The sequence below is a fragment of the Caulobacter sp. 73W genome (genome assembly GCF_041021955.1).
Classification (GTDB): domain Bacteria; phylum Pseudomonadota; class Alphaproteobacteria; order Caulobacterales; family Caulobacteraceae; genus Caulobacter.
Map to the genome: position 1 here is coordinate 1,355,846 of NZ_CP158375.1, position 11,844 is coordinate 1,367,689.

Genomic DNA, 11,844 nt, shown 5'->3' on the forward strand with positions numbered 1-11,844 from the left:
CCTGGCCATTGGCCTCAAGACGGCGATCCAGCCGCTCCAGAACAAGTTCTTCGGTCGCCGCGTCGAGCCCTTCGGTCGGCTCATCGAGCAGCAGCCAGGCCGCCGGCCTCAGCAGGGCCCGCGCCAGGGCCAGGCGGCGACGCTCCCCCCGACAGCTGTCCCGCCCCCTCGCCGAGCCAGGTATCTAGGCCGGACGGCAGTCGGCGGACGCGCTCGTCCAGACCGGCGTCGTTTAGCGCCGACCACAGGGCCGCGTCATCCGCCTTCGGGTCGGCCAGCCGAAGGTTCTCGCGCACCGTGCCGGTCAACAGCATCGGATCCTGGGCGGCGTAGGCGAAGGCCGAACGGGCCGCCTGCGGATCAAGGTCGGCCAGCTCGACGCCGCCCAGCATGACGGCGCCGCGCGGAGGCGCCCGCAGGGCCAGGAGCTGTTCCAGCAGAGTCGTCTTGCCGACGCCGGACGGACCGCTGACGCCGAGGCGCGATCCCGGCTTGAGGCTGATCCCGGCGTCGCTCAGATGCAGGAACGGGTCCAGCCACTGGCGGTTGGGGCTGGATGGGGCATGGCGCAGGACCGGCTCCAGCCGCGCGGCGGCGGCGCGGGCGTCGCTGTCCTGCTCCAGGGATTTCACCAGGGCCTGGACGCCCTCCATCGTCATGGCCGCCGCCAGCACCGCGAGGGCGGCCAGGGGCGCGGGGGCCTGATGGGCGACGATCAGGACGCTGGCCGCGGCCGCGCCGGTCAGCGCGGCCTGGACCAGGGCGGAGGCGCCGAGCAAGCGCGCCAGGCCACGACGGGCCTGGGTCAGATGCTCGTCCTCGACGGCGATACGGTCGGCGGCCCAGCTCTCCAGGCCATAGCAGCGCAACTCCGGCGCCGCGCTCGCTATATGGGCGACCACGTCCTTCAGGCGGCCGACGGCTTCGCGCGATGCGACCGCGGGGCCGGCGCTGGCGCGTCGGCTGGTCCGCACAGCCGCCATCGCGGCCACGGCGGCGAAGAGGATCAGCACCAGCGCCGCCGCCCAACCGGCCAGCGCCGTCAGGGCCACGCCCGCGACCAGACTGGCCGCCGCGGCGACATGCGCCGACTGGCGGATGAACATCCCCTCGATGGCGTCCACGTCCTGGATGAAGCGCGCCGACGCCTCCCCGGCCGAATAGCTAAGCGCTTCCTTGGGGGGGGCCGCCGCCAGACCGGCGAACAGACGCGGACGGATGGCGGCCAGGGCGCCGAGGGCGGCCTGGTGTCCCTGCAGCCGCTCCAGATACCGGAACGCCGTGCGCAAGATGGCCAGCAGTCGGATCATCGCGCTGGGCAGCAGGAAGTTGAACATGTGCGCGGCGGCCAGGCCCGCGACGCCCGCCATGGCCGCGCCGGTGATGAACCAGCCCGACAGGCCCAGCAGCACCACAGCCGCGACCGCCGCGACCACGGCGCTGATCCCGGCGAACCACAGGCGTCCGGCCTGGCGGCGCTTCTCCTGGGCGATCAGTTGGTTGATGGCCTTGGTCACAGCGTCAGCACCTGTTCGGCGACGCGGATCAGGCGCGCATCGTGAGTGGCGATCAGGGTGGTCCGCCCACGCGCCGCCTCGAGGATCAGCGGCGTCAGCGCCTCGGCGCTCGCGTCGTCGAGATTGGCGGTCGGCTCGTCGAGCAGCAGGATCGGCGACGGCTTGAGGAAGGCGCGGGCCAGGGCCAGCTTGCGCCGCTCCCCCCGACAGACCGCCCCCACGTTCGTCCAGCAGGGTGTCGAGGCCTTCCGGTCGGCTGTCGATCAGAACGCCAAGACCCGCCCTCCGCGCGGCGGTCTCGACCTGCGCCCGGCTCGCCTGCGGCCAGGCAAGGCCGATATTCTTGGCCAGGGAGCCGCTGATGATCAGGGGCGACTGCCCGGCCCATGCGGCGGACGCGGCGAGCGACCCGCCCGCGTCCATCGGCCGGCCATCAACCAGGATCTTGCCGCCCGTCAGCGGCGCCAGGCCCAGCAGAAGATGCAGCAGGCTGCTCTTGCCCGCGCCGCTGGGACCAGCGATCGCCACGAGGCCGCCGGCCGGCGCGTCGAGGAACAGGCCGTCGAGCACGGGCCGTTCTTCGCCGGGGTAGCTCAGCGTAACGTCGTGCAGGCTGATGGCGGGCGCGTGCTGCACGATCGGCGAGACGGCGCGGGGCGCGGCGGCCGGCGCCAGACGCGCGACGGCGGGCATGGCCGCCTCGGCCGCCTGACGGTCGTGATAGGCGGCGGCGAGACGGCGAAGGGGCGAATAGACCTCCGGCGCCAGGGCGAGGACGAAGAAGGCCCGCGCCAGATCCAGCGTCTCCGGCACGGGAAAGGGCATCAGGCCCAGCAAGTTGAAGCCGCAATAGACGGCGACAATGGCCACCGAGATTGCGGCGAAGAACTCCAGCACCGCCGAGGACAGGAACGCCCTCTGTAGGACGCGGCCGGTGCGGCGCTCCAGCTCTCGCGCCCGGACGGTCAGGTCGGCGGTCGTGCGCGCCTCGGCCTGGAAGGCGAGGACGGCGGGCAAGGCCCTTACGCGGTCGAGGAACAGGCCCGACAGACGCTCCAAGGCGGTGAACTGGCGCCGCAATTCCTCCGCCGCCGCCATGCCCGCCAGGGCCATGCCGATAATGAACGGCAGCAGGGTGAAGAACATGATCCCGGCAGCCACCGGACTGGCGAAGGCCGCGACAGCGATCAGCACCAGCGGCGTCACCCCAGCGGCGACCCGCGAGGGCGCGAAGCGCGAGACATAGCCGTCCAACGCCTCGACCCCCTCAACCAGGGTCGTGACCACGGCGTTCTGGCCGCGCCGCGCGGGATCGAACAGTCCGGCCAAGGCCTGGCGGCGCAGCCGCGCCTTCACCAGACCCGCCGCCTCGACGCCCGCCAGCAGCCCTCCCCGCGCCAGCAGTCCGCGCAGGGCGGCGCTGGCGGCCAGCAGAATCAGCCAGGGCCAGATCGCCGCCAGCCCGCCTTCGAGACGGGCGACCGACATGGAGACGCCGCCGGCGAACCCGGCTGCCGCCGCGGCGTCGCTGATCAGGAACAGCGCGCCGCGACGACCGGACTTTCCGCTGGCCCGCGCCGCCTGCCGGAGCAGGACCTGCGGAGCCGTGCTCCGGTCGACGAAGGCGTTCTGTGCGGCGTCCATACAATCTCCTACCGCCCCGAACATGCCTCTGACTTGATCCGGATCAAAGAAGCGCTTTCCCTTGGCGCGTAAGGACCCACGTCACGCGGCCGCCCTGGCGTCCGCCCCAGCGGAGTCGACCATGGACCTAGCCGTCGTAGATCTCTCACGCCTGCAATTCGCGCTGACAGCGCTCTATCACTTCCTGTTCGTGCCCCTGACCCTGGGCCTGTCCTTCATGCTGGTGATCATGGAGGCCATCTATGTGATGACCAACCGCCCGATCTGGCGGACGGTCACGCGGTTCTGGGGGACGCTGTTCGGCATCAACTTCGTGCTCGGCGTCGCGACCGGGATCACCATGGAGTTCCAGTTCGGGATGAACTGGTCCTACTACTCCCACTATGTCGGCGACATCTTCGGGGCCCCGCTGGCCATCGAGGGCCTGATGGCCTTCTTCCTCGAAGCCACCTTCGTCGGCCTGATGTTCTTCGGCTGGGACAAGCTTTCCAAGGTCGGGCACCTGTTCGTCACCTTCCTGGTGGCGCTGGGCACCAACCTGTCGGCCCTGTGGATCCTGATCGCCAACGGCTGGATGCAGAACCCGGTCGGCGCCGCGTTCAACGCCGACACCATGCGCATGGAAGTCACGGACTTCGCCGCGGTTCTGTTCAACCCTGTCGCCCAGGCCAAGTTCGTCCACACGGTCAGCGCCGGCTACGTGATCGCCTCGGTCTTCGTGCTGGGGGTGTCGGCCTACTACCTGCTGAAGGGCAAGTGGGTCGGCTTCGCCAAGCGGTCGATGACCGTGGCCGCCGCCTTCGGCCTGGCCTCGTCCCTGTCGGTCGTCGTGCTGGGCGACGAGAGCGGCTACGCCCTCACCGACAACCAGAAAATGAAGCTCGCCGCCCTGGAGGCCATGTGGGAGACCGAACCGGCCCCCGCCGGCCTGTCGGCCTTCGGCATCCCCAGTCTGGCGGACCGCAAAACTCACGCCGAGATCAAGATTCCCTACGTGCTGGGCCTGATCGCCACGCGCAGCATCGACCGCCCGGTCGAGGGCATCTTCGAACTGGTGGCACAGGCCCATGGCCGCATCGAATCCGGCGTGGTCGCCTATGGCGCGCTGGAGACGCTGAAGGCCAACCCGACCGACGTCGCCGCCCGCGCGGTGTTCGAGGAGCACCGCCGCGATCTGGGCTACGGCCTGCTGCTGAAGCGCTATGTCGCCGATCCGCGTCAGGCGGACGCCGCCCTGATCGAGAAGGCCGCTTGGGACACCGTGCCCAACGTGCCGCTGATGTTCTGGTCGTTCCGCATCATGGCCGGCATCGGCCTGCTGATGATCGCCCTGTTCGCCACGGCCTTCGTCCTGTGCACCCTGCGCAAGCATGACACCCGCTGGTTCCTGCGCCTGGCGGTTCTGGCCCTGCCGTTGCCGTGGATCTCCACGGAGCTGGGCTGGGTCCTGGCCGAGGTCGGACGCCAGCCCTGGGCGGTGGAGGGGGTCCTGCCGACCTTCCTCGGCGCCTCATCCCTTACGGCAGCCCAGCTTTGGACCACCATCATCGGCTTCACGGTGTTCTACGGAGCCCTCGCCGTCGTGGAGGTCGGGTTGATCCTGCACACGATCAAGAAGGGGCCGTTCGCCCAGCAAGAAGAGTTCGACCCGCAGCGCGCCCCCGGCGCCGAAGCCGTCGCCTGACGAAGGAAACGAGTCATGGAACTTCCTCTCGACTACGCAACCCTGCGCATCATCTGGTGGGCCCTGGTCGGCGTGCTGCTGATCGCCTTCGCGCTCACTGACGGGTTCGACATGGGCGTCGGCGCCCTGCTGCCCTTCGTCGCCCGCGAGGACCAGGAACGGCGCATGGTGATCAACACCATCGGCGCGACCTGGGAAGGCAACCAGGTGTGGTTCATCCTGGGCGGCGGCGCGATCTTCGCGGCCTGGCCGTTCGTCTACGCGGTCAGCTTCTCCGGCTTCTACCTGGCCATGTTCCTGGTGCTGTCGGCGCTGATCCTGCGGCCGGTGGCGTTCAAGTACCGCTCCAAGCGCAAGGACCCGCGTTGGCGCGCGTTCTGGGACTGGTCGCTGTTCGCCGGCGGCTTCGTTCCGGCCCTAGTGTTCGGCGTCGCCATGGGCAACGTCCTGCAAGGGGCGCCCTTCCGTCTCGATGGCGACATGCGCGCCTTTTACGAGGGCCGCTTCCTGGGCCTGTTCACGCCCTTCACCCTGGTCTGCGGCCTGCTGTCGGTGGCCATGCTGGTGCTGCACGGCGCCGCGTGGCTGGGCGTGAAGGCCGAGCGGGGGCCGATCCTGGATCGCGCCCGCGCCTATGGAACGATCGCGGCCCTGGCCAGCGTGGCCCTGTTCGCCATCGGCGGCCTGTTCGTCGCCTTCGGACCGCTTGGCTTCCGCATCGAAGGCCTGGCCGATCCGGCCGGCCCGTCCAACCCCTTGCGCACCGCCGTGGCGGCCGCGCCGGGCGCCTGGCTGGACAACTATGGCCGCTACCCGTGGATGCTGATCGCGCCGGTGCTCGGCTTCGCCGGCGCGCTGGCCGCCCTGGCGGGGATGTGGAAGCGGTCGGAGCCCCTGGCCTTCGCCGGTTCGTCCGCCTCGACCGTAGGCATCATCTCCACCGTCGGCCTGTCGATGTTCCCGTTCATCCTGCCCAGCACGATCGATCCGCGCTCCAGCCTGACGGCGTGGAACGCGTCGTCCAGCCACGGCACGCTGTTCACCATGCTGCTGGTGACGGCGGTCTTCCTGCCGCTGATCCTGATCTACACCTCGTGGGTCTACAAAGTGCTCTGGGGCCGCGCGAGCACCGAAGCCCTGACCACCAATCCCGACCTCTACTGAGCCTCAAGGAGATACCGTCATGTGGTACTTCGCCTGGATACTGGGCCTCGGCCTCGCGGTGGCGTTCGGCATCCTGAACGGCATCTGGCACGAGTTCCAACTGTTCGACGGCGGCGACGAAGGCCTGTCCGAGCCATGAACGCCATCGTCCGGCGCCCCTGCGCCATCGCCGCCCCGAGCGAGCTGATCGCCCGTCACGACGGCCGCGCCCCGCGCTACACCAGCTATCCCACCGCGGCGCAGTTCACGCCCGAGGTTGGGGCCGACCTGCAGCAGCAGTGGCTGGCCGCCCTGCCGGCGGATGAAGCGGTCTCTGTGTACGCACACATCCCGTTCTGCCAGCGGCTGTGCTGGTACTGCGGCTGCAACACCCGCGCGGTGTCGCGGCGCGAGGCCATCTCCGGCTATGTCGATCTGCTGGAGACAGAGATCGCCCTGGCCGAGAGCGTCCTGCCCGGCAAGCTGCGCGCCAAGTCGATCCATCTGGGCGGCGGCACGCCGAACATGCTGTCGCGGGACGATCTGACCCGCCTGTTCGGCGCCCTGCGCCATGTGTTTGACGTCACCCCCGGCGCCCAGATCGCCGCCGAGCTGGACCCCGCCGTCCTGACCCGCGAATGGGTGCAGGCTGCCGCGTTCCATGGCCTGAACCGCGCCAGCCTGGGGGTGCAGGATCTATCGCCCCAGGTGCAGGAAGCGGTGAACCGCATCGAGAGCTTCGACGTCATCCAGAACGCGGTCGGCTGGCTGCGCGAGGCGGGCGTCGGTTCGGTCAATCTGGACCTGATGTACGGCCTGCCGCGCCAGACGACGGACTCGGTGATCGACACCCTCGACCAGGTCCTCACCCTGCGGCCGGAGCGGATCGCCCTGTTCGGCTACGCCCACGTGCCGTGGATGAAGAGCCACCAGCGGCTGATCGACGAAGGCGCTTTGCCCGGAGCCGAGGAGCGGTTCGCGCAGGCCGAGGCCGCGGCCGCCTACCTGTTCGCGGCCGGCTATGTTCGCATCGGCCTGGATCACTACGCCGTGCCCGAGGACGGTCTCGCGGTGGCCCAGGCGGAAGGGCGGCTGCGCCGCAACTTCCAGGGCTATACCGACGATCCGGCCGCCACGGTGCTGGGCTTCGGCGCCTCGGCGATCAGCCAGTTGCCGCAGGGCTTCATCCAGAACCTGACCACCGAGCGCGACTGGCGCACGGCGGTCTCCGCCGGCCACATGCCCGCCGCGCGGGGCGTCGCCCTGACCGATGACGACCGCTTCCGCGGGGATATCATCGAGCAGCTTATGTGCCGGTTCCGGGTCGATCTGGACGCGGTCTGCGCCGCCCATGGCCGTGGCCGCGGCGAACTGGACCAGGCCCTGTCTAACCTGACGCCGCTGGAGGCCGACGGACTGGCTGAACTTTCCGGATCGATCCTGACGGTCAGCGAAGCCGGTCGGCCGTTCGTGCGCTCGGTCTGCGCTCTGTTCGACACCTACCTCGACCGCGGGGCTCAACGACACGCGCGCGTCGTCTGAAGGAACGCCCATGAACGACAAGGACCTGCGTCTGAAGATCATCAAGGCGCTGGATGGCGAACGCCTGATCCACAGCGAACGCATCGGCGTGGCGGTGGAGCACGGCGAGGCGACGCTGTTCGGCAAGGTCGCCACGGAGCGCGAACGCCAGCTGGCCGTCGGCTTGGCCAGCGCGGTGAAGCAGGCGCGGTCGATCCTCGACCTGCTGGAGATCGCCCCGGCCAAGCCGGCGCCGAGCCCGCTCTATGACCACGACAAGACCTACCAGCCGCCGTTCTCGCCGTTTCAATCCGAAATAGAGGAAGCGATCGGCCGCCCCGAACCCAAGGGTCTCGACGCCGAGCCGCACCCCTGGTTCGAGGCCTTCGCCGAGAGCCTGATCCTGCCGATGTTCAAGGATGTCCTGAACGCCGCGCGGCGCGCGGGCCATGACGGACAGTTGCTGCATCGCAGGGAACGCGACGCCCACATCTACCGCCTGGAGCTAAGGCCCGCCGATCATCCGGCGGGACAGCCGGCGCCTTATCTGGAACTTGCGCCAGCGGAACTGGGCCACAAGGTCACGGTGACCCGCGGCGGGGCCTATCCGGGCCCGGCGGACCACAACCTCCTGGACGCCGAAATGACCTGGGACGACTTCGAACCCCGGGCGGTCGAGAAGGAAGTCGTACGCTGGGTGAAGCGGGTCTTCCGCGACTACGCTCGATAAAAAAATAGGCGCGGACTGGGAGAGTCCGCGCCTGAGGGAACAGGTCCTGGCGGACCGGGGGTTCTTCAGGCTGCAGCCTGAAGCAGGCGGCGGTCGCAAAGGACCACATGGCGGGAGGTGGCGCGGTTGATGCGGTTCTCGCGCTCCATCTGGGAAAGGATCCGCGAGACCGTCTCGATGGTCAGGCCCAGGTAATCGGCGATGTCGGTTCGCGACATGGGCAGGTCTACACCGTCGCAGGCGGGGGCGCGCTCGGCCATGTCGGCGAGGAAGGCTTCGACCCGTTCGGCGGCGGTGCGGCGGCCCAGCAACATCATGTGGCCCTGGGTGCGTTGCAGGTGCTGGTCGGTCAGGGCCCACAGGCCGGCGCCAACAGTGGGGTCGGCGGCGGCGGCCTTGTGCAGGGCCACGCGTCGGACCAGCATCACCTCGCAGGCGCCGACAGCCTCGGCGGAGGTGCGGTGGGTCTCGCAAAGCTCCATGCCGAAGACCTCGCCCGGCATATGGAAGCCGACGACCAGACGGCGGCCGTCATCCAGGAAGCGAAGGGTGCGGACTACGCCCGACACGACCTTGTAGGCGAACTCGGCCTGCTCATCCTCGCCGAAGATCTCTTCGTTACGCGAGAAGGTCATGCAGAAGCCCGACACATCGACGCCGGCCGCGAAAGTCGCCGGTTGCGGCGGCGTGGCGGCGTGAATGACTTCCAGAGAACGCATGGCTTTCTAAGCCCCCTTGATTGATGAGGAAGGCTTAGGCCGCGCCAAGACCACACGAAATTCAGGGATATCGCCTACGTAGTATCCACAGGGTGCGCGGCTTTTGATGATGCGTCACGCTCGCCGCTTCTTCTCATCCCATGCCGCCCGCGCTACAGCGGTCTCCGCATGCGGCAGCTCTGGCGTAAAATGGACGACAACGCACGCCCGCTCAGTGAAGGCATCGGCCACGCGTGCACCTTCGCCTCCATCACCATCTGCCTGGTCATCTGGGCCGCCTTCACGCCCTACCTGCCCTTGGGCTCGCAGGTCCTGATCTTCATTCCCGCCGTCCTGGTGGGCGCGGGCCTCAGCGGCATCGGCGGCGGTCTGGCGGCCGGCGCCGTGGGTCTGGCCGCCGGCGGGTGGGCCGCGTCGAAAGGCGGCTGGACCTGGGACGAGATGTTCCCCTTCGCCGTCTTCGCCGTGGCCGGTCTGTCGATCACCGCCACGGGCGCGGCGGCCCGCCGTTGGCGCTGGCGTCATATCGAGGCCAACCGTCACCTGGCCGAGCGTGAGGCGCATCTCCGCTCGATCCTCGACACCGTGCCCGACGCGATGATCGTCATTTCCGAGGATGGGCTGGTGCAGTCGTTCAGCCCCGCCGCAGAGCGGCTGTTCGGCTGGACCGCCGCCGAGGTGCTGGGCAAGAACGTCAGCATGCTGATGCCCAATCCCTATCGGGACGCGCACGACGGCTACATGACCCGCTATCACACCACCGGCGAGCGGCGGATCATCGGCCGCGGCCGCGTCGTGGTGGGCGAGCGCAAGGACGGCTCGACCTTCCCCATCGAACTGTCGGTGGGCGAGATGAAGCCCGGCGAGCGGCGCTTCTATACCGGCTTCATCCGCGACCTGAGCGAACGGCAGGAGACCGAGGCGCGACTGCAGGAGCTGCAGACGGAGCTGGTCCACATCTCCCGCGCCACCGCCATGGGCGAAATGGCCTCGGCCCTGGCGCATGAGCTGAACCAGCCGCTGGCGGCGATCGCCAACTACCTGCGCGGCGCCAAGCGCCTGATGGAAGGCGCGCCGGCTCCGGACGCGCGGGTGGGCGACGCCCTGGAAAAGGCGTCCGACCAGGCCCTGCGCGCCGGCCAGATCATCCGTCGCCTGCGCGACTTCCTGGCCCGGGGCGACACCGACCGCCGGGTGGAGAACCTCAGCAAGCTGGTCGAGGAGGCCAGCGCCCTGGCCCTGGTCGGCGCCAAGGAGCTGGGCGTTCGGGTGCGCTTCGACCTCGACCCTTCGGTCGATCTGGTCCTGGCCGACCGGGTGCAGATCCAGCAGGTGGTGCTGAATCTGATCCGCAACGGCCTGGACGCCATGGAGCAGTCGCAACACCGTCGCCTGGTGGTCGAAACCAGCCCCGCCGACGACAACATGGTGCTGCTGTCGGTTTCGGACACCGGCTCGGGCCTGGCCGAGGAGGTGCGCGATCATCTCTTCCAGGCCTTCATCACCACCAAGCCTTCTGGCATGGGGGTGGGGCTTTCGATCTGCCGCACCATCGTCGAGGCGCATGGCGGCAAGATCTTCGCGCAGAACAACGCCGATGGCGGGGCGACCTTCGCCTTCACCCTGCCGCGCGCCGTGGAAGAAGAGGAGGCCGCCGATGGCCGCTGAGGGACAGGTCCACGTCATCGACGACGACGACGCCATGCGCGACAGCCTTTGCTTCCTGCTGGAGACCTCCGGCCTGTCGGCGCGCGGCTTTCCCTCCGCCTCGGCCTTTCTGGAAAACCTGTCGACGGTCGCCGAAGGCTGCGTGGTCACCGACATCCGCATGCCCGGCATGTCGGGGCTGGAGCTGGTGCGCGTCCTGCGCGGCATGCGGCCGGACCTGCCTGTCGTGGTGATGACAGGACATGGCGACATCCCCATGGCGGTCGAGGCCATGAAGAGCGGCGTGGTCGACTTCCTGGAAAAGCCCTTCGCCGAAGACGCCATGATCGGCGCGGTGCGCCGTGCCCTGGACGGCGCGCGCAGCCCCATGCGCCCCGCCGTGGACAATGGTCCCGTTTTGGCGCGCATGGAGACCCTGGCGCCCCGCGAACGCCAGGTGATGGACGGCCTGGTCGCCGGCAAGCCCAACAAGGTGATCGCCTTTGACCTGGGCATCAGCGTGCGCACCGTCGAGGTCTATCGCGCCAACGTCATGACCAAGATGCAGGCCGCCAGCCTGTCGGAACTGGTCCGCATGGTGCTGCTGGCCGGCGGCTAACACTGTTGCGCCAGATCAAGGACGCCCCCGTTTCCATCGCGCAGGGTGAGCGCCTCTCCTTCCCCGCGGAAACGCGCCATGTCCCAGAGTCCCTATTGCGCCGTCGTTGTCGATGACGACGCCGCCGTGCTGGCCTCGATCCGCTTCGTGCTTGAGGCGGAGGGCCTGAACGTCCTGACCTTCGAAAGCGCCAAGGCGGTCCTGGCGGCCGACCTTCCCGAGCAGGGCTGCCTGATCCTGGACCAGCTGATGCCCGGCGCGACCGGGCTTGAGCTGCTGTCGCAGCTGCGTCAGCGCGGTGTGGAACTGCCGGCTCTGCTGCTCACCAGCAGTGCGACCCCCGCCGTCCGGCGCGCGGCTCAGGCGGCCGAGACGCCGGTTCTGGAAAAGCCCGTCTTCGGCGAGACCCTGGTCCGAACCTTCCTGGACAGAGCCTCGACCGGCAGGCGGCCCACGGCCCGGCCGCGCCGTCCCGTTCGAGGCATCAGAGAGAATCAGCAGCCCCCGGCCTAGGGGGTTCGCCGACGCCCGTTCGACCAGAAGTCCCGGCCACAGCGTTGCCGTTGCGGCGCCCATGGCCTACGATTTCTGACACCGGTTACCATAAGGCCGGACGGGAG

Annotated in this window: 10 protein-coding genes and 1 pseudogene; 8 read left to right on the top strand and 3 right to left on the bottom strand. The window is 69.2% G+C overall.

Annotation, left to right across the window (positions count from 1 at the left end; translation table 11 throughout):
- Positions 1–80 precede the first annotated feature (80 nt).
- Positions 81–1,517, bottom strand: coding sequence for an ATP-binding cassette domain-containing protein (locus ABOZ73_RS06475; protein ID WP_369061674.1), 1,437 nt, complete (start codon positions 1,515–1,517; stop codon positions 81–83).
- Positions 1,514–3,185: pseudogene (cydD, locus tag ABOZ73_RS06480) on the bottom strand (thiol reductant ABC exporter subunit CydD). The gene ABOZ73_RS06475 and the pseudogene cydD overlap by 4 nt, the downstream one beginning before the upstream one ends.
- A gap of 97 nt (positions 3,186–3,282) precedes the next feature.
- Between cydD and ABOZ73_RS06485 the strand changes: the two are divergent.
- The 5 genes from ABOZ73_RS06485 to ABOZ73_RS06505 are packed head-to-tail and all read left to right on the top strand — an operon-like array spanning position 3,283 to position 8,239.
- Positions 3,283–4,845, top strand: coding sequence for a cytochrome ubiquinol oxidase subunit I (locus ABOZ73_RS06485; protein WP_369061676.1), 1,563 nt, complete (start codon positions 3,283–3,285; stop codon positions 4,843–4,845).
- 15 nt (positions 4,846–4,860) lie between these two features.
- Positions 4,861–6,009 (top strand): cytochrome d ubiquinol oxidase subunit II, encoded by a 1,149-nt coding sequence (gene cydB / locus ABOZ73_RS06490; RefSeq protein ID WP_369061678.1) that lies wholly within the window; start codon positions 4,861–4,863, stop codon positions 6,007–6,009.
- A gap of 19 nt (positions 6,010–6,028) precedes the next feature.
- On the top strand, positions 6,029–6,148 hold the full coding sequence (cydX, locus tag ABOZ73_RS06495) for a cytochrome bd-I oxidase subunit CydX (protein ID WP_369061680.1): 120 nt from the start codon (positions 6,029–6,031) through the stop codon (positions 6,146–6,148).
- Positions 6,145–7,530: an oxygen-independent coproporphyrinogen III oxidase gene (gene hemN, locus ABOZ73_RS06500; protein WP_369061681.1), complete on the top strand. Its 1,386-nt coding sequence runs from the start codon at positions 6,145–6,147 to the stop codon at positions 7,528–7,530. Before cydX ends, hemN begins: the two co-directional genes overlap by 4 nt.
- 10 nt (positions 7,531–7,540) lie before the next feature.
- Positions 7,541–8,239, top strand: a complete 699-nt coding sequence (locus ABOZ73_RS06505) for a BON domain-containing protein (protein WP_369061682.1) — start codon at positions 7,541–7,543, stop codon at positions 8,237–8,239.
- A 65-nt stretch (positions 8,240–8,304) separates the two neighbouring features.
- Here ABOZ73_RS06505 and ABOZ73_RS06510 read toward each other — a convergent pair whose 3' ends face one another.
- Positions 8,305–8,958, bottom strand: a complete 654-nt coding sequence (locus tag ABOZ73_RS06510; RefSeq protein WP_369061684.1) for a helix-turn-helix domain-containing protein — start codon at positions 8,956–8,958, stop codon at positions 8,305–8,307.
- Positions 8,959–9,147: 189 nt separating this feature from the next.
- On the opposite strand from ABOZ73_RS06510, the gene ABOZ73_RS06515 reads away from it, so the two are divergent.
- From ABOZ73_RS06515 to ABOZ73_RS06525, 3 genes are all read left to right on the top strand, one after another.
- Positions 9,148–10,626, top strand: coding sequence for a PAS domain S-box protein (locus ABOZ73_RS06515; protein ID WP_369061685.1), 1,479 nt, complete (start codon positions 9,148–9,150; stop codon positions 10,624–10,626).
- A complete protein-coding gene (fixJ, locus tag ABOZ73_RS06520) occupies positions 10,616–11,224 on the top strand; it encodes a response regulator FixJ (RefSeq protein WP_369061687.1) in 609 nt (202 codons plus the stop codon). Before ABOZ73_RS06515 ends, fixJ begins: the two co-directional genes overlap by 11 nt.
- Positions 11,225–11,302: 78 nt before the next feature.
- Positions 11,303–11,737 (top strand): response regulator, encoded by a 435-nt coding sequence (locus ABOZ73_RS06525; protein ID WP_369061689.1) that lies wholly within the window; start codon positions 11,303–11,305, stop codon positions 11,735–11,737.
- Positions 11,738–11,844 lie beyond the last annotated feature (107 nt).

Excerpts from the sequence above, each read along its gene's own strand:
- ABOZ73_RS06515 (WP_369061685.1), top strand. The coding sequence starts at position 9,148 with ATGGACGACAACGCACGCCCGCTCAGTGAAGGCATCGGCCACGCGTGC.
- cydB (WP_369061678.1), top strand. The coding sequence starts at position 4,861 with ATGGAACTTCCTCTCGACTACGCAACCCTGCGCATCATCTGGTGGGCC.
- ABOZ73_RS06485 (WP_369061676.1), top strand. The coding sequence starts at position 3,283 with ATGGACCTAGCCGTCGTAGATCTCTCACGCCTGCAATTCGCGCTGACA.
- cydX (WP_369061680.1), top strand. The coding sequence starts at position 6,029 with ATGTGGTACTTCGCCTGGATACTGGGCCTCGGCCTCGCGGTGGCGTTC.
- fixJ (WP_369061687.1), top strand. The coding sequence starts at position 10,616 with ATGGCCGCTGAGGGACAGGTCCACGTCATCGACGACGACGACGCCATG.
- ABOZ73_RS06525 (WP_369061689.1), top strand. The coding sequence starts at position 11,303 with ATGTCCCAGAGTCCCTATTGCGCCGTCGTTGTCGATGACGACGCCGCC.
- ABOZ73_RS06510 (WP_369061684.1), bottom strand. The coding sequence starts at position 8,958 with ATGCGTTCTCTGGAAGTCATTCACGCCGCCACGCCGCCGCAACCGGCG.
- ABOZ73_RS06505 (WP_369061682.1), top strand. The coding sequence starts at position 7,541 with ATGAACGACAAGGACCTGCGTCTGAAGATCATCAAGGCGCTGGATGGC.
- hemN (WP_369061681.1), top strand. The coding sequence starts at position 6,145 with ATGAACGCCATCGTCCGGCGCCCCTGCGCCATCGCCGCCCCGAGCGAG.